Origin of the sequence: Trabulsiella odontotermitis, assembly GCF_001188485.1 — a bacterium.
GTDB classification, from domain to species: Bacteria; Pseudomonadota; Gammaproteobacteria; order Enterobacterales; family Enterobacteriaceae; genus Trabulsiella; species Trabulsiella odontotermitis_A.
Map to the genome: position 1 here is coordinate 136,058 of NZ_JNGH01000101.1, position 16,391 is coordinate 152,448.

The following is a 16,391-nucleotide window of genomic DNA, read 5'->3' on the forward strand; positions in this document are numbered from 1 at the left end:
GAGTTAAAGATGCAGGCTATCAATTCGCAGCGTAAGGCGTTCCTTGACATGCTGGCGTGGTCTGAGGGTACCGATAACGGTAAGCAGCCAACCAATAACCATGGTTACGATGTGATCGTCGGAGGCTCTCTGTTTAAAGACTTCACCGATCACCCACGCAAGCTCATTGCGCTGAATCAGAAACTGAAATCAACAGCAGCCGGTCGCTATCAACTGCTCGCCCGTTATTGGGATGCCTACCGTAAACAGCTGGGCCTGAAAGACTTTTCGCCAGCCAGTCAGGATGCGGTAGCACTCCAGCAGATTAAAGAGCGCGGTGCGCTGCCATTGATTGACGCTGGAGATATCAGACAGGCAATCGAGCGATGCAGCAACATTTGGGCGTCGCTACCGGGCGCGGGTTACGGTCAGTATGAACATAAGCTTGACGACCTGATCGCTCGCTTTAAAGCGGCGGGCGGGATTGTTAGCGGGTCGCAGTCATGATCGGCGCATTCCTGATGACGTTCATTAAGGCGTACTGGAAGCCGCTCGCTGGCGCTGTGGTAGCCGTCGCCGTTGTGGTCATTGCCGTCTTAGCCTGGAATATTCACGGTGATTCGCGCTATAGCGCCGGGCAGGCTGCTGCTGATCAAGCGTGGCAACTGAAGTGGTCAGCGCGTGATACCGCAGACCGTACCGCGCAGCTGGCGCAGCAGGCCGCCGAGCGTGCGAAAGAGGCCAGATATCTGGCAGAACAACAGAAGGCGATTAACGATGCGATTCAGGACAAGGCTCAGGCTCAGCGCGATTCTGCTGCTGCCAATGCTGCTGCTGGCAGGCTGCAACAGCAGCTTGCCGACTTTCNTGCCGCCACTGCCGGAGGGAGCACAGACGCCGCTACTGCCGTCATTCTGCTCACCAAGCTGTACGCAGAATCTGACCGCAGAGCGGGAGAAATCGCGGAGTTTGCTGATGCAGCTTACCGGGCAAGCCTCCGCTGCGGCCAGTTCTACACCGGAATAGCCGGGGCGACCACTACAGGGAAAAACCATGCTGAAAATTGATTCACTGCGCGAGACTTTGACGCAGAAAAGCCAATGGTGCCGGGCAAATCCGGAAAAATTCTCGGTCTATGTTGAAGACGCCAACGTCGAAACAACCGGCGAAACGCCGTCATTCATGTACCGCTACACCATGGTGTTGTTTGTGATGAATTTTGCCGGGGATATCGACGAATTCACGTTGCCGATTTTAGGTTGGCTGTGGCACAACCAGCCGGATCTGTTGTTGAACCCGGATAAAAACAAAAGCATTGAATTCACAGCGGTAATCAACGACGACGATACCGCCGATTTGATATTCAGCATGCCGATTCGCGAGCGCGTCAAGGTCGCGCTGGACGAAAGTGGCGTACCTAAGGCTACTCATTTGCCGGAACCAAAACCACGCATCCCGTCAGCGGACGGTGACTGGAGTAGCGTCTTTGAAGATGTTACCTGGAAGGATCCGGTATGAGTGACAGCCTCTTTCGCGAGCTTGATCAGGTATTCAGCGACATTGTTAATACGTTCTCATACGGCGGCCGTAACCGCCTGGGGATTGCGATTGGTAATGCGTTGCGCCGTAGTCAGCAACAGCGAATCAGGGCTCAGAAAAACCTGGATGGATCGTCATACAAACCGCCTCGCCGTAGGGTGATACGCACTCAACAGGGCATCAAGTTTGTCTGGAACGATCAGATTCGCAGCCTGAAGAACTGGAAGCATGAGGCAGGACGCTACGGGCCACGCATCACCGGTTACGACGAAGACAGGGGCGATATTCGCACGTTTTACCGTAGCGATATTGAGCGCTATCTGGAAATCAACACCAGGGCAGTGAGCAGGCCAACCAGGAAACAAATGAAGATGTTTCAGCGCCTGGCAACGTACCGATTCCTCAAATCGAAAGGAAACGCCAACGGCGCTGTTGTTGGTTATGAGGGTATGGCCGCGCGTATCGCGCGCATTCATCAGTTCGGGCTCAGGGATGAAGTCGCACCAGGCGTCTTTGTTGAATACCCGGTGCGTGAATTGCTCGGCATCACTAAAGCCGACGAGCAGATGATTGACGGCATCATCACCGACGAGGTGATGAAAGCGCAACGGTTCGGGAGGTAGCGACGTGGACGGTGAAGTATTACGCCTGCTGGCGAACATCCTGCGACAGGGCGTTGTATTTGATATCGACGAGAGCGCCGGCGAGTGGTCTGTGCGCGTACAGAGCGGCACGCTGGAAACAGGCTGGATGCGCTGGAATACCTCGCGCGCAGGTGCGTTCAAGATCTGGATACCTCCGGCGATTGGCGAGGAGGTTTGGATCGGGTGCATCGGTGGCAACCCGGAAACCGCGTTTGTTCTCGGTAGCGTCTACAGCAACGACAACCCAGCGCCGGGTAGCACCCTGAAAGAGATGGTAATCACCGCGCCGGATGGCGCGAAATTCCGGTACGACGCTGACGCCAGCGCGCTTGAGGCCACAGGGATGAAGACTGCGGTTATTCAGGCATCGGTAAGCGTTACGCTCGACACACCAGTCACTGAATGCACCAATCACCTGAAAGCCAGAACGTTTGAACTAACAGAGGGCGGCACCATGAAGGGTGAGATTACTCACAGTGGCGGATCGCTGTCATCAAATGGCGTAGTGGTGCATACGCATGTGCATGGCGGAGTTGAAAAAGGCGGCAGCAGCACCGGAGGCCCACAATGACAGCGACTTACACCGGCATGAATCCGAACGGTACCGGCACGCTGACCGACGCCGATCAGCTGTGGAACTCAGTGAAAGATATCCTGACCACGCCGCTCGCTACCCGCGTGATGCGCCGCGATTACGGTAGTCTCGTGCCTGACCTGATTGACGCGCCGAAAAACGAAACAACCCGCCTCCAGATAATGAGCGCCGCGGTGATCGCTCTGGCAGTTTGGGAACCGAGAATAGCGCTCAACACTATCTCGATCGACTATCTCGACGGCGGAACAGTTACCGCCGAACTGGCGGGCATCATCACCACGACAATGCAGCAGGCAGGCACAACGCTAACACTCAGAGGTGGTAACAGTGGCAACAGTTGATTTATCGCAGCTACCGCAACCGCAGATCATTGAGGTACTGGATTTTGAAGTCATCCTCAGCGAGGTTAAAGATCTCATGATCGCCGCCTATCCGGTGGAACAGCAAGCGTCCGTTGCTGCTGCGCTGGAGCTGGAATCTGAACCGCTGAACGTGATAGCGCAGGTGGTAACGTACCGCGAAATCATGCTGCGCCAGCGTATCAATGACGGTGCGGCAGCCTGCATGCTGAGTCACGCCACATCTACCGATCTCGATAATCTCGTTGCTAATAACGACACCGAACGCCTCGTGCGAATCCCGGCGACAGATACCACTGATGCGGTAATGGAAACCGATACCGCGCTACGCCTGCGGGCGCAGTCGGCATTTGAGGGACTCAGTGTCGCCGGGCCGACTGGTGCGTATGAGTATTTTGCCATGAGCGCGAGCGGCCAGGTGGCGGACGCCAGAGCGACAAGCCCGTCCCCCGCCGTGGTGGTGGTCTCGGTACTGTCAACCGAGGGTGACGGCACAGCCAGCACGGAACTGTTGGCGACTGTAGACGCCGCGTTATCGGCCGAGGATAAACGGCCGGTCGCTGACCGCCTTACCGTTCAGTCAGCGGAGATCGTGAATTATCAGATCAGCGCTCAGTTGTATTTTTACCCCGGCCCGGAGTCGGAACCAATTCTGACGGCAGCGCAGGCAGCGCTTGAAACGTGGTTGAGCCAACAGGGAAAGATCGGACGCGATGTAGCGCGCTCAGCCATTATGGCGGGGGCTCCACCGGCTCCGGCAAAACTGAAGTTTATCTGAGCGTACTGGAAAACGTGCTGGCGCAGGGAAAACAGGCGCTGGTGATGGTGCCGGAAATCGGCTTAACCCCGCAGACCATCGCCCGCTTTCGCCAGCGCTTTACCGCCCCCGTTGAAGTGCTCCATTCCGGCCTTAACGACAGCGAGCGCCTTTCCGCCTGGCTGAAAGCCAAAAACGGCGAAGCGGCGATCGTTATCGGCACGCGCTCTTCCTTATTTACGCCATTTAAACATCTCGGCGTCATCGTTATCGATGAAGAGCATGACAGCTCTTATAAACAGCAGGAAGGCTGGCGCTACCACGCCCGCGATCTGGCGGTCTACCGTGCGCACAGTGAACAGATCCCGATTATCCTCGGCTCGGCAACGCCCGCGCTGGAAACGCTGCACAACGTTCGCCAGCATAAATATCACCAGCTTAAACTGACGAAACGCGCCGGTAACGCGCGTCCGGCGAATCAGCACGTGCTGGATCTAAAAGGCCAGCCGCTGCAGGCCGGATTGTCGCCCGCGCTGATGAGCCGCATGCGCCAGCATCTGCAGGCGAACANTCCACGCACCTGGTGCCGGTTGGTCTGGGGACTGAGCAACTGGAGCAGGCGCTCGCGCCGCTGTTTCCGGATGTACCTGTCTCGCGCATTGACCGCGATACCACCAGCCGTAAAGGCGCGCTGGAGAAGTATCTGGAAGAGGTGCATCGCGGCGGCGCGCGGATCCTGATCGGCACGCAGATGCTGGCGAAAGGCCACCACTTCCCGGACGTCACGCTGGTGGCGCTGCTGGACGTTGACGGCGCGCTGTTCTCAGCCGATTTCCGCTCGGCAGAACGCTTTGCCCAGCTTTATACCCAGGTTTCCGGCCGCGCCGGTCGCGCAGGAAAACAGGGCGAGGTGATCCTGCAGACGCATCACCCGGAACACCCGCTGCTGCAAACGCTGTTGCATCAGGGCTATGACGCCTTTGCTCAGCAGGCGCTGGCCGAACGTCAGAACATGCAACTTCCGCCGTGGACCAGCCATGTGCTGATCCGCGCGGAAGACCATAACAACCAGCTGGCGCCGCTGTTTCTGCAGCAGTTGCGCAACCTGATTCAGGCAAGCCCGCTGGCGGACGACAAACTGTGGGTGCTCGGCCCGGTACCGGCGCTGGCGCCGAAGCGCGGCGGTCGCTGGCGCTGGCAAATTTTGCTGCAACACCCCTCCCGTATTCGCCTGCAACATATCGTCAGCGGTACGCTGGCGCTCATCAATACGCTGCCGGAATCGCGCAAAGTGAAATGGGTGCTGGACGTTGATCCGATTGAAGGCTAAGGCCTTTCCCTGCGAGCCAGATCGAGAAATTTAATATTCATCACATTTTTCATGAAAATTCTGTAACTCCCATGACCCACTATCTGATAAAAATGTGAGCTGAAGTCAGAGACAGCGGATGTGTCTGCACCCGTCAGCGAGGAGAAACCAGGTGAAGCCTAAAAAAGAGGTCGTTGCTGCTACCATGAAAGACGTTGCCCTGAAGGCCAACGTCTCGACGGCAACCGTGTCCCGTGCGTTAATGAATCCCGACAAAGTGTCGCAGGCAACCCGCAACCGGGTTGAGCAGGCGGCGCTGGAAGTCGGCTATTTACCGCAGTCGCTCGGTCGCAACATGAAGCGCAACGAATCCCGCACGATTCTGGTGATTGTTCCGGACATCTGCGATCCCTTTTTCAGCGAAACCATTCGCGGTATCGAAGTCACCGCCGCGAAAAACGGCTATCTGGTATTGATTGGCGACTGCGCGCATCAGAACCAGCAGGAAAAAACCTTTATTGACCTCATCATCACCAAACAGATTGATGGCATGCTGCTGCTGGGGTCACGACTGCCGTTTGATGCCAGCATTGAAGAACAGCGTAATTTGCCGCCAATGGTGATGGCTAACGAGTTCGCGCCTGAGCTGGAACTGCCCACCGTTCACATCGACAACCTGACCGCCGCCTTTGACGCCGTCAATTATCTCCACGAGCTGGGCCATGAACGGATTGGCTGTATTGCCGGCCCTGAAGAGATGCCGCTGTGCCACTATCGCCTGCAGGGCTACGTGCAGGCGCTGCGTCGCAACGGTATCACGATTGATCCGCACTACATCGCGCGCGGCAATTTCACCTATGAAGCGGGCGGCCAGGCGCTGGAACAGCTGCTGGCGCTGCCGAAACCGCCCACGGCGGGGTTTTGCCAAACGTCGTGGGCTGAAAATCCCGCAGGATTTGTCGCTGATTGGCTTTGATAACATTTCGTTGTCGGAGTTTTGCGACCCACCGTTGACCACCGTTTCGCAACCGCGTTTTGACATTGGCCGCGAGGCGATGCTGCTGTTGCTGGATCAGCTCCACGGGCAAAACGTCAGCAGCGGTTCGCGTTTACTTGACTGTGAACTGATTGTTCGCGGCACCACGCGCAAAATTAATCCCTAAAGTAAACGCCTTTCGGACACAGTTGTCTGGTCAAAGCCCCGCCGCTTAAGTAACATGGCGGGCTGAGAAACGAATAAATACAGCGAAACGATAGTGGCACAACGAGATTATGTACGGTCTGTATTTTATTACCCACCACAAAAAAGAAGATGCCGACACGCTGCAGAGCCGTCAGATGACGGGCAACGGTCTGCCGCCGAAACCTGAAGAGCGCTGGCGTTACATTAAAGAGCTGGAAAGCCGGCAGCCAGGCGTTCGCGCGCCGACAGAACCGTCTGCGGGCGGCGAAGTGAAAAATGCCGATCAGCTGACGGACGAACAGCGCCAGCTGTTAGCGCAAATGCAGGCCGATATGCGCCAGCAGCCGACGCAGCTCACCGAAGTGCCGTGGAACGAGCAAACGCCTGAGCAGCGCCAGCAAACGCTGCANNGTTCAGCAGCCGAAAACGCAGCCTCGCGTTACGGAACAACCGCGCACCGCGCAAACGACGCAACCGCCTAAGCAGACGCCGCCGAAGCAGACCACGTCCAGCCAGCAACCGTATCAGGATCTGATCCAGACGCCGGCGCACACGACGGCGCAGCAGCCGAAAACGCAGCAGGCCGCACCGGTTACGCGTGCACCGGAAGCGCCGAAGGCCACGGCTGAGAAAAAAGACGAACGCCGCTGGATGGTCCAGTGCGGTTCGTTTAAAGGCGTTGACCAGGCCGAGACCGTTCGCGCCCAGCTCGCCTTTGAAGGTTTTGACTCCCGCATTACCACCAACAATGGCTGGAATCGCGTTGTTATCGGCCCGGTAAAAGGCAAAGATAACGCCGACAGCACCATCAACCGCCTGAAAATGGCGGGTCACACAAACTGCATTCGTCTCGGCTCCGGGGGTTGAAACCCCCAAATTGCCCCCCATCTATAATTGCATTCTGCCCCGTACATTGTGCGGGGCGCGTATTCTGCATTGCAACAAAGGGGTCTGCTCGTGACAACAATAGTAAGTGTTCGCCGTAACGGTCATGTGGTTATCGCCGGTGATGGTCAGGCCACGCTGGGCAATACCGTCATGAAGGGCAACGTGAAAAAAGTACGCCGTCTGTACAACGACAAAGTGATTGCCGGTTTTGCTGGCGGCACTGCAGACGCGTTCACGCTGTTCGAACTGTTTGAACGTAAACTGGAAATGCACCAGGGTCATCTGGTGAAAGCGGCCGTTGAGCTGGCAAAAGACTGGCGCACCGATCGCATGCTGCGCAAGCTCGAAGCCCTGCTCGCCGTTGCGGACGAAAACGCCTCGCTGATCATCACCGGTAACGGTGACGTCGTACAGACTGAAAACGATCTGATCGCCATTGGCTCCGGCGGCCCTTATGCGCAGGCCGCGGCCCGCGCGCTGCTGGAAAACACCGAAATGGGCGCCCGCGACATCGCGGTTAAAGCGCTGGATATTGCAGGTGATATCTGCATTTACACCAACCATTTCCACACCATCGAAGAATTACCCTCTAAAGCGTAAGGATCTCCCATGTCTGAAATGACCCCACGCGAAATCGTCAGCGAACTGAACAAACATATCATCGGCCAGGACGCGGCCAAGCGCTCTGTGGCGATTGCCCTGCGTAACCGCTGGCGCCGTATGCAGCTGGATGAAGAGCTGCGCCATGAAGTCACACCCAAAAACATTCTGATGATCGGCCCGACCGGTGTCGGTAAAACGGAAATTGCCCGCCGCCTGGCTAAGCTGGCTAACGCGCCGTTCATCAAAGTCGAAGCCACGAAATTCACCGAAGTAGGCTATGTCGGGAAAGAAGTGGATTCCATCATCCGCGATCTGACGGATGCCGCCGTGAAAATGGTGCGCATGCAGTCGATTGAAAAAAACCGCTATCGCGCGGAAGAGCTGGCGGAAGAGCGCATTCTTGATGCGCTGATCCCACCGGCCAAAAATAACTGGGGCCAGGCGGAAGCGGCGCAGGAGCCGTCTGCCGCGCGCCAGGCGTTCCGTAAAAAACTGCGCGAAGGCCAGCTGGATGATAAAGAAATCGAGATAAACCTGGCGGCAGCGCCGATGGGCGTTGAGATCATGGCGCCTCCGGGGATGGAAGAGATGACCAGCCAGTTGCAGTCCATGTTCCAGAACCTGGGCGGGCAGAAACAGAAGCCGCGTAAGCTGAAGATCAAAGATGCGCTGAAGCTGCTGGTGGAAGAAGAAGCCGCGAAACTGGTGAACCCGGAAGAGCTGAAGCAGGACGCCATCGACGCCGTTGAGCAGCACGGGATCGTGTTCATCGACGAAATCGACAAAATCTGTAAGCGTGGCGGCAACACCTCCGGCCCGGACGTCTCCCGCGAAGGCGTGCAGCGTGACCTGCTGCCGCTGGTAGAAGGCTGCACCGTGTCCACCAAACACGGCATGGTGAAAACTGACCATATTCTGTTTATCGCCTCCGGCGCGTTCCAGGTAGCCAGCCCGTCTGACCTGATCCCGGAACTGCAGGGTCGTCTGCCGATCCGCGTTGAGCTGCAGGCGCTGACCACGGACGATTTCGAGCGCATTCTGACGGAGCCAAACGCCTCCGTCACGGTGCAGTACAAAGCGCTGATGGCGACCGAAGGGGTCAACATCGACTTTACCGACGACGGCATCAAGCGTATTGCCCAGGCCGCATGGCAGGTTAACGAAACCACTGAGAACATCGGTGCCCGTCGTCTGCATACCGTGCTGGAGCGTCTGGTGGAGGAAATCTCCTTCGATGCCAGCGATCTGGGCGGTGAAACCATTACCATTGACGCAGATTATGTGAGCAAACATCTGGATGCGTTGGTGGCAGATGAAGATCTGAGCCGTTTTATTCTATAATCGCGCTAAATGCATTTTCATCTTTGTTGATGGGGGCTTTCGCCCCCATTTTTTTGGCTGGAACTATGACTGAAATTAGCCGCACTCAGGCCTGGCTGGAAAGCCTCCGCCCAAAAACGTTGCCCCTCGCTTTTGCCGCGATTGTCGTTGGTACGGCGCTCGCCTGGTGGCAAGGGTATTTCGATCCGCTGGTCGCTGTGCTGGCGTTGATCACCGCGGGTTTACTGCAAATTTTATCTAATCTCGCTAACGACTACGGCGATGCCGTGAAGGGCAGCGATAAGCCCGATCGTCTCGGCCCGCTGCGCGGCATGCAGAAAGGAGTGATTACCCAGCCGCAGATGAAGCGGGCGTTGATGATCACCGTCGCGCTGATTTGCCTCTCCGGCCTGGCGCTGCTGTCCGCTGCTTATCAGGGCATTGGCGACTTTATTGGTTTCCTCGTCCTCGGCGGGCTGTCGATCATCGCCGCGATCACTTATACCGTCGGCACGCGTCCGTATGGCTATATCGGGCTTGGCGATATTTCCGTGCTGATTTTCTTCGGCTGGCTGAGCGTAATGGGCAGCTGGTATCTGCAGGCGCACAACATCCACCCGGCGATTTTCCTGCCCGCCACCGCCTGCGGCCTGCTGGCTACTGCGGTACTGAACATCAATAACCTGCGCGATATCGCCAGCGACAGTGAAAACGGCAAGAACACGCTCGCCGTGCGTCTCGGCCCGGTTAACGCACGCCGTTATCACGTCTGCCTGCTGATGGGCGCGCTGCTCTGCCTGGCGCTGTTTAACCTGATTTCGCTGCATAGCGTCTGGGGCTGGCTGTTCATTCTCGCCGCGCCGCTGCTGGTGAAACAGGCCCGTTATGTGCTGCGCGAACGCGACCCGGCAGCCATGCGTCCGATGCTCGAACAGACGGTAAAAGCCGCGCTGCTGACTAACCTGCTGTTTGTGATTGGGATTGTAGGAAGTCGGCTGGCAGCGTAACTGACAAATATCAATTAACAACTGATGATTTTGCCAACAACGCACTTAGCGCGATATACTGAAAATTCTCGCAGCAACTGAACGTAAATCCTATGAAATACGATACTTCCGAGCTTTGTGACATCTATCAGGAAGATGTCAACGTCGTGGAACCGCTGTTCTCCAACTTTGGAGGACGTTCGTCGTTTGGTGGGCAGATCATCACGGTGAAATGTTTCGAGGATAACGGGTTGCTGTACGATATGCTCGAACAGAACGGCCGTGGGCGCATTCTGCTGGTCGATGGCGGCGGCTCTGTTCGTCGGGCATTACTCGATGCCGATCTGGCCCGTCTTGCCGTTCAGAATGAATGGGAAGGCATTGTGATTTATGGCGCAGTGCGTCAGGTGGATGACCTGGAAGAGATGGACCTGGGCATTCAGGCGCTGGCGGCGATCCCGGTGGGCGCTGCGGGTGAAGGCATCGGCGAAAGCGACATTCGCGTCAATTTCGGCGGTGTGACCTTCTTCTCTGGCGATCATCTTTATGCCGATAACACCGGTATCATTCTGTCTGAAGATCCCCTCGACATCGAATAATAGCCAACAAAAAAGCCTTCTCAATGAGAAGGCTTTTTTTATTCAGCTAACCAATCAGTACAGCTTTTTCGCGCAGTCCAGCAGGTCAGTCTTGAACGGACGCTTCATGTTTTCGATCGCATCAATGATGTCGTGGTGAACCAGTTTCTCGTTCTGGATACCAACGCAGCGACCGCCGTAGCCCTGCAGCAGCAGTTCGATAGCGTACGCGCCCATGCGGGAGGCGAGGATACGGTCGTAAGGCACCGGAGAGCCGCCGCGCTGGATGTGGCCCAGAACGGTTGCACGGGTTTCACGGCCGGTTTCTTTCTCGATGAAGTGCGCCAGCTCGTCAACGTCGCAGACATGTTCGGTGATCGCCACAATCGCGTGTTTCTTACCTTTCGCGATGCCCGCTTTGATTTCAGAAACCAAATCGTTACGGTCAAATTCCACTTCCGGCACCACCACGAACTCACAGCCGCCCGCGATCGCTGCCGCCAGAGTCAGGTCGCCGCAGTAACGGCCCATCACTTCCACGATGGAGATACGCTGGTGAGAAGAAGAGGTGTCGCGCAGGCGGTCAATCGCTTCCACCACGGTACCCAGTGCGGTGAAGAAACCGATGGTGTAGTCGGTGCCTTTGATGTCGTTGTCGATGGTGCCCGGCAGGCCGATGCACGGGAAGCCCATTTCGGTCAGGCGCTGCGCACCGAGGTAGGAACCGTCACCGCCGATCACCACCAGCGCGTCAAGGCCGCGTTTTTTCATGTTTTCGATAGCCACAGCACGGACATTTTCGTCACGGAATTCCGGGAAACGCGCTGAACCGAGGAAAGTGCCGCCACGGTTGATCATATCGGAGACGCTGTAACGGTCGAGCTGAACCATACGATCTTCATACAAACCCTGGTACCCGTCATAGATACCAAAAATTTCCAGACCTTCTGACAAGGCCGCGCGCACAACGCCACGGATCGCCGCGTTCATGCCCGGCGCATCACCGCCACTTGTCAACACACCGATTTTTTTAATCATGACTACCTCTGAACTTAGGAATGCTAAAAATTAATTCTTCTGCCCGAAGCGCTCCCGGACCGGGGGAGTGAACGACTCTGTTAGCAATAGTATATCAAGCTCTTCGTGCTGAATTGATTCAGGTCAGACCAAACGGCGGTAATTTATACAAAAAATGCCTGTCCAGCCCGTAAATTTACAACCGATTACGAAAGTTCAAACTGCCCCTGGCGACTCTGCGGTACCACTGAGCAAGGATCCTGGTGAATAATCACATCAGACCCCGGAAAACGCTGCAAAATTGCCTGCTCAACCTGCTCAGCCACTAAATGTGCCTGAACTAATGGCAGGNATCTGAATAAAGCGGGTCGGCCCTGACTGCCGCGTTCGAAGATCGTGCGCGCCGCTGACGCCTGGCCAGCTTGTCACGATGCTGATGATTTCGCTACGTTCATCGTCCGGCAAAGCACGATCCAGTAGCGACTGCACCGCATCATAACCCATGCGCAACGCGCTATATAGAATATAGATGCCAATGCCCAGCGCAAACAAGGCATCGGCGCGGTGCCAGCCGTGCCAGGAGAGCCCCAGCGCCACCAGAATCGCGCCGTTCATCATAACATCAGACTGATAATGTAGCATATCGGCACGAACGGCCTGACTCTGCGTCTTTCGCACCACCCAGCGCTGAAACGTGACCAGCATCAACGTGCTGATCAGCGCAATGATCGTGACAATCATCCCGATACCCGGCTGGTTCATCGGTTCCGGCTGTACCAGATGCTGAATGCCGGTGAGGAACAGAAATAGCGCCGATCCGGAAATAAACATGCTTTGTGCCAGCGCCGCCAGCGATTCCGCTTTGCCGTGACCAAACGTGTGCTCTTCATCTGCAGGCTGGAGCGAATAGCGCACCACCAGCAGGTTAGTCAGCGAGGCGGCAATATCCACCAACGAATCCACCAGCGCCGCCAGAATACTGACGGAGCCGGTAAACCACCACGCGAAAATTTTAATCACCAGCAGCACAGAGGCCATGATCGTTGCCGCGATCGCCGCCCTGCTGACCAGTCGCCCATAGGATTGATTCATAAACACCCCAGCTCGTTTCTGCGGGTAGTATAGCGGATAGCGGTGAAGGAATAATTTGTTAAATAACAGGCAAAAAAAACCCCCTCATCATGAGGGGGAAGACAGGGATGGTGAAGGAATCAAACATGTAACACAATGGAATAAAAGGATTTATTCAAAAAACCGTCTACATATTGACTACGCTTCGACACAAAAAGCCCCGGTTAAACCGGGGCTATGCTGATAGTTTCTGTTATTTACAACGCTAAATTTAATTGGTCTCTTCCGTAATGCGACGCCGGGAAAGCGTCGCGGGGAATAAAGTCCGGTGGAAGTGCCGCGCCCCCTGCGCGCTTGGTGACTTCCCGTTCCACGCTATTCAGCGTAGTGAATGACCGGCTGCATTCCAGATTCTGGCACTGGTGATATTGCCGTATTGTCATATCGGTTATTTTGCGACTGGTGCGGGTGCGTGCCATGGCTCCGCAGAATGGACATCTAAACATAATGGTGGGCTCCCCTGTGGGAGTTGAACTCCACATTAGTTTATTCAGTTTTCGCTATCCAGTCAGGTATTTTCGCCTCCAGTTCAAGGCGGGTTGTAAATCCGTTTCCGTCTACCACGTGTTCCGCGCGGGAAATTATCCAGTCCTGATTATCGATCTGGCTTTTAAATCCGGTAACGGTCACGTGCATTTCCGGGTAGAGTTCCGCGCGGCCGCGCGCCAGGGTGATCGAGAACTCGGCAGCGCCCCGCTGAATCTGCTGCCACTTTGCCGCTGCTGCGCGTTTGGCGGCGGTCTCGCTGTGGTAGGTTCTGCGCATCACGTAAACGTTGCCGTCAGCGCCCTCCATATAGTCGCCCTCGCGGCTTGAGCTTGCCTCTTTCTTTGGTGCTGTAGCCTTGCGCTTTTTGACGCTGACGGTTTTCTTTTTGCCAAAATTGAGATCCAGCCAGTACGCGCGAACGCCGGTGTAGGCGTCCCTGTCGGCGATGCGGAAGCGGTGCCGGTCGCCGCTCTCGCGGGTGATACTGGCTGNGGAAGAATGAACAGCAGATATCCGTTCTTTACGGTGGCGATGGCGCCCAGCATTTCCGCCATTCGCGTGAGGAATGACATGTCACTCTCTTCTGTCTGGTCAGCGTGGTCTATCTCGATATCCATCAGCAGCTCGCTCACCTGCGCCTTGAGGTTGTAGCGGTGCGCGATAGCAGACACGACACGTTCCACGGTCACATCGTGCCATGAGACCTCGCGTTTAACGTTGAGCCCCTCGCGAAAGTCCGCGCTGCGGGCGGTAATACCAATCGCATCTGGCGGGCCTTCGTGTGAGATCTCATCGACGGTATAGAGCCCTTTGTACGTCAGCGGCTCCCCCCCCCCTCAACCGATATCGACACCTGATCCGCGTCGAACCCCCTGTTATCCGTCAGCGACAACGAGATTATTCGCTCATCAAGCTGCGTCAGCACCTTTCCGCCCAGGGTGATGCTGAATGCCGGGATCTTTACCGCGTCAGTCAGCGCATTGTTGTAGTCGCTGATTGTGTCGGTGATCGTATTTTGCAGGTCTGTTAGCGCCATGGCTCCCCTCAACTGGTGCGGTCATTTTTGACGGTACTGCAGGTGTTTCACGTGCACGATATGAATATGGCCAACACCACCGAATGTGACGATATTCGACGAGGTTCCCACGTGCGCGCGTGAGTCAGAACCTGTTTTTGTTGTCACCGTCCGGCCAGACCCGTAATGACGTGAGCCCACCTCTGCGCAGTGGGATTATCACTGCGAACTCAATAACGTAATGGTGGAAACTATGGCGGAAGATCGCTTTCATGGTGCCCGCGTCAGGGAAAGCACCGACCTCGTTACAGCTATCAATGACATTGATTCCAGCGTCATTGGTATTGTCGCGGTGGCGGAGGATGCTGACGATGACACTTTTCCCCTGAATACCCCCGTGTTACTGACGCGGGTTGACAGTGTGCTGGGAAAGGCGGGTAAAACCGGTTCCCTGTACAAAGCCCTCAAGGCAATCGCCGATCAGACCAGCCCGCAAGTTGTGGTTGTCCGTGTTGGCGTTGCGGCGGAGGCCGGTGACGATGTGCCGACACAATCGCAGCTCATCATTGGCGGGACTGACGAGAACGGTAATTACACCGGGATGTACGCGCTGCTCGCAGCCGGGCAGAAGGTTGGCTACGTTCCGCGCATTCTTGCGGTGCCTGACTACGACACGGAGGAAGTCACCTCTGCTCTGTGCGTGATTGCTCAGAAGCTGCGCGCTTTTGTCTACGCCTCGTGTAACGGGTGCGAAACGATGGCCGAAGTTCTCGCGTATCGCGAGCAATTTGCATACCGTGAATTAATGCTCATCTGGCCTGACTTCATTGCCTACAACCCGCTGACAGGTGCAAACGAAGCGTTTGCGGCCCCGGCGTATGCCTGCGGCCTGCGCGCGAAGATTGACGATGAGCAGGGCTGGCACAGATCGCTGTCTAACGTGCCGGTCAATAACGTGCTCGGCATGACCAAAGACGTTTACTGGTCTCTCCAGGCTGAGGATAGCGACGCGAACGCGCTCAACACTAAAGAAGTGACGACGCTTATTAAGCGTAACGGCTTCCGGTTCTGGGGTGATCGTACGACTGACACCGCCGAGTATATCTACGAGGTGTACACCCGCACCGCGCAGATTCTGGCTGACAGCATTGCCGAGGCGCAGTTCGAAACTATCGACGACCCGATGACGCCTGCCAACGTCAAAGACGTAATCAATGGTATTCGCGGCAAACTGAGCTCGCTGGTAACGCGTGGTCAGCTGATTGGAGCGGAGTGCTGGTTCGATATCGTGGACAACTCCACCACTGAGCTGCGTCAGGGCCGCGTGCGTATCCGCTACAAATACACGCCAGTACCACCGATTGAAGATCTGACGCTGTACCAGACCTTCACTGATGAATTCTTCGGGCCTGCGTTTGCGTCCCTGGGGGGTGAATGATGGCAATTCCAGCCAAACTCCGTCTGTTTACCTGCTTTGTGAACGGCAGCAACTGCATCGGTAAAGTCACGTCTGTGACGCTGCCGAAACTCACCCGCAAGACGGAAGATTTTCAGGGTGGCGGGATGATTGGTTCTGCTGCTGTGGATCTCGGTCTCGACAGCGGCGCGCTCGATACAACGATGGTGATCGGCGGCATTGTTAAAAACCTGCTGCTGACCTACGTCAGCGATATCGACGAGGTGCTATTTCGTTTCGCCGGTGAGTATTACACCGATGGCGAAAGCATGCTCGTTGAGGTTGAGCTTCGCGGGCGCATCACTGAGATGGACGGTGGCGACAGCAAACAGGGAGAGGACACCTCTGTTAGCTACGCGATGAAAAACACCTATTACAAACTCTCGATCGACGACAGGCCGATGTTTGAGTTTGACTTGCTGAACTTCATCTACAAGAAGGACGGCAAGAATATCTACCCTGATCGCATTACGTCTGCGCTCGGCATGGGTAGCTAACCAGTCAATCAATCTAATAGCGGCGGTACCTCTGGTGCCGCCCGGA

14 protein-coding genes and 7 pseudogenes are annotated in these 16,391 nt (G+C 56.2%); 16 read left to right on the forward strand and 5 right to left on the reverse strand.

The features are described from left to right. Window positions 1-9 precede the first annotated feature (9 nt). The 14 genes and pseudogenes from GM30_RS15550 to rraA all read left to right on the forward strand — a co-directional run bounded on the left by GM30_RS15550 (window position 10) and on the right by rraA (window position 10,761). Entirely contained in the window at window positions 10-486 is a 477-nt protein-coding gene (locus GM30_RS15550) for a glycoside hydrolase family 24 protein (RefSeq protein WP_049849353.1), read from the forward strand. Window positions 487-500: 14 nt separating this feature from the next. After that, window positions 501-1,046 (forward strand): DUF2514 family protein, encoded by a 546-nt coding sequence (locus tag GM30_RS15555; protein WP_476691150.1) that lies wholly within the window; start codon window positions 501-503, stop codon window positions 1,044-1,046. After that, window positions 1,033-1,497 carry a phage tail protein gene (locus GM30_RS15560; protein ID WP_049849355.1) on the forward strand — a complete coding sequence of 155 codons (465 nt, stop codon included), beginning with the start codon at window positions 1,033-1,035 and terminating at the stop codon, window positions 1,495-1,497. Before GM30_RS15555 ends, GM30_RS15560 begins: the two co-directional genes overlap by 14 nt. Next, entirely contained in the window at window positions 1,494-2,141 is a 648-nt protein-coding gene (locus GM30_RS15565; RefSeq protein WP_049849356.1) for a phage virion morphogenesis protein, read from the forward strand. The genes GM30_RS15560 and GM30_RS15565 overlap by 4 nt, the downstream gene beginning before the upstream one ends. A 4-nt stretch (window positions 2,142-2,145) precedes the next feature. After that, complete coding sequence (locus tag GM30_RS15570) at window positions 2,146-2,733, forward strand: phage baseplate assembly protein V (RefSeq protein ID WP_049849357.1); 588 nt, start codon at window positions 2,146-2,148, stop codon at window positions 2,731-2,733. Then, window positions 2,730-3,098, forward strand: coding sequence for a GPW/gp25 family protein (locus GM30_RS15575; RefSeq protein ID WP_049849358.1), 369 nt, complete (start codon window positions 2,730-2,732; stop codon window positions 3,096-3,098). Before GM30_RS15570 ends, GM30_RS15575 begins: the two co-directional genes overlap by 4 nt. After that, window positions 3,085-3,855 (forward strand): annotated as a pseudogene (locus GM30_RS15580) (baseplate assembly protein); the annotation flags it as partial. The gene GM30_RS15575 and the pseudogene GM30_RS15580, both read left to right, overlap by 14 nt. A 2-nt stretch (window positions 3,856-3,857) precedes the next feature. Beyond that, a pseudogene (priA, locus tag GM30_RS15585) lies at window positions 3,858-5,203 on the forward strand (replication restart helicase PriA); the annotation flags it as partial. Window positions 5,204-5,354: 151 nt separating this feature from the next. Beyond that, window positions 5,355-6,345: pseudogene (gene cytR / locus GM30_RS15590) on the forward strand (DNA-binding transcriptional regulator CytR). Window positions 6,346-6,460: 115 nt separating this feature from the next. Further along, window positions 6,461-7,232, forward strand: a pseudogene (gene ftsN, locus GM30_RS15595) (cell division protein FtsN); the annotation flags it as partial. Between the two features lie 90 nt (window positions 7,233-7,322). Further along, entirely contained in the window at window positions 7,323-7,853 is a 531-nt protein-coding gene (gene hslV / locus GM30_RS15600) for an ATP-dependent protease subunit HslV (RefSeq protein WP_049849359.1), read from the forward strand. Window positions 7,854-7,862: 9 nt separating this feature from the next. Then, window positions 7,863-9,197: an HslU--HslV peptidase ATPase subunit gene (gene hslU / locus GM30_RS15605; RefSeq protein WP_049849360.1), complete on the forward strand. Its 1,335-nt coding sequence runs from the start codon at window positions 7,863-7,865 to the stop codon at window positions 9,195-9,197. Between the two features lie 65 nt (window positions 9,198-9,262). Further along, window positions 9,263-10,183: a 1,4-dihydroxy-2-naphthoate polyprenyltransferase gene (gene menA / locus GM30_RS15610; RefSeq protein WP_049849361.1), complete on the forward strand. Its 921-nt coding sequence runs from the start codon at window positions 9,263-9,265 to the stop codon at window positions 10,181-10,183. A gap of 92 nt (window positions 10,184-10,275) precedes the next feature. After that, window positions 10,276-10,761 (forward strand): ribonuclease E activity regulator RraA, encoded by a 486-nt coding sequence (gene rraA, locus GM30_RS15615; RefSeq protein WP_038160224.1) that lies wholly within the window; start codon window positions 10,276-10,278, stop codon window positions 10,759-10,761. Between the two features lie 54 nt (window positions 10,762-10,815). Here the strand turns inward: rraA and pfkA are convergent, their stop codons facing one another. The 5 genes and pseudogenes from pfkA to GM30_RS28025 all read right to left on the reverse strand — a co-directional run. After that, window positions 10,816-11,778, reverse strand: coding sequence for a 6-phosphofructokinase (gene pfkA, locus GM30_RS15620; protein WP_049849362.1), 963 nt, complete (start codon window positions 11,776-11,778; stop codon window positions 10,816-10,818). A 185-nt stretch (window positions 11,779-11,963) separates the two neighbouring features. Beyond that, window positions 11,964-12,849 (reverse strand): annotated as a pseudogene (gene fieF / locus GM30_RS15625) (CDF family cation-efflux transporter FieF). A gap of 236 nt (window positions 12,850-13,085) precedes the next feature. Continuing rightward, window positions 13,086-13,334: an ogr/Delta-like zinc finger family protein gene (locus tag GM30_RS24690; protein ID WP_072094139.1), complete on the reverse strand. Its 249-nt coding sequence runs from the start codon at window positions 13,332-13,334 to the stop codon at window positions 13,086-13,088. Window positions 13,335-13,374: 40 nt separating this feature from the next. Further along, a pseudogene (locus GM30_RS24695) lies at window positions 13,375-14,212 on the reverse strand (contractile injection system protein, VgrG/Pvc8 family); the annotation flags it as partial. A gap of 8 nt (window positions 14,213-14,220) precedes the next feature. Beyond that, window positions 14,221-14,386, reverse strand: a pseudogene (locus GM30_RS28025) (phage late control D family protein); the annotation flags it as partial. A gap of 259 nt (window positions 14,387-14,645) precedes the next feature. On the opposite strand from GM30_RS28025, the gene GM30_RS15640 reads away from it, so the two are divergent. Continuing rightward, window positions 14,646-15,830 (forward strand): phage tail sheath subtilisin-like domain-containing protein, encoded by a 1,185-nt coding sequence (locus tag GM30_RS15640; RefSeq protein ID WP_049849365.1) that lies wholly within the window; start codon window positions 14,646-14,648, stop codon window positions 15,828-15,830. Next, entirely contained in the window at window positions 15,830-16,345 is a 516-nt protein-coding gene (locus GM30_RS15645) for a phage major tail tube protein (RefSeq protein ID WP_049849455.1), read from the forward strand. Before GM30_RS15640 ends, GM30_RS15645 begins: the two co-directional genes overlap by 1 nt. Window positions 16,346-16,391: the final 46 nt, after the last annotated feature.

What these genes read in the sequence shown, in the direction of transcription:
- rraA (WP_038160224.1), top strand. Translation starts at nt 10,276, where the DNA reads ATGAAATACGATACTTCCGAGCTTTGTGACATCTATCAGGAAGATGTC.
- pfkA (WP_049849362.1), bottom strand. Translation starts at nt 11,778, where the DNA reads ATGATTAAAAAAATCGGTGTGTTGACAAGTGGCGGTGATGCGCCGGGC.
- GM30_RS24690 (WP_072094139.1), bottom strand. Translation starts at nt 13,334, where the DNA reads ATGTTTAGATGTCCATTCTGCGGAGCCATGGCACGCACCCGCACCAGT.
- menA (WP_049849361.1), top strand. Translation starts at nt 9,263, where the DNA reads ATGACTGAAATTAGCCGCACTCAGGCCTGGCTGGAAAGCCTCCGCCCA.
- GM30_RS15640 (WP_049849365.1), top strand. Translation starts at nt 14,646, where the DNA reads ATGGCGGAAGATCGCTTTCATGGTGCCCGCGTCAGGGAAAGCACCGAC.
- GM30_RS15560 (WP_049849355.1), top strand. Translation starts at nt 1,033, where the DNA reads ATGCTGAAAATTGATTCACTGCGCGAGACTTTGACGCAGAAAAGCCAA.
- GM30_RS15575 (WP_049849358.1), top strand. Translation starts at nt 2,730, where the DNA reads ATGACAGCGACTTACACCGGCATGAATCCGAACGGTACCGGCACGCTG.
- GM30_RS15645 (WP_049849455.1), top strand. Translation starts at nt 15,830, where the DNA reads ATGGCAATTCCAGCCAAACTCCGTCTGTTTACCTGCTTTGTGAACGGC.
- GM30_RS15565 (WP_049849356.1), top strand. Translation starts at nt 1,494, where the DNA reads ATGAGTGACAGCCTCTTTCGCGAGCTTGATCAGGTATTCAGCGACATT.
- hslU (WP_049849360.1), top strand. Translation starts at nt 7,863, where the DNA reads ATGTCTGAAATGACCCCACGCGAAATCGTCAGCGAACTGAACAAACAT.
- GM30_RS15550 (WP_049849353.1), top strand. Translation starts at nt 10, where the DNA reads ATGCAGGCTATCAATTCGCAGCGTAAGGCGTTCCTTGACATGCTGGCG.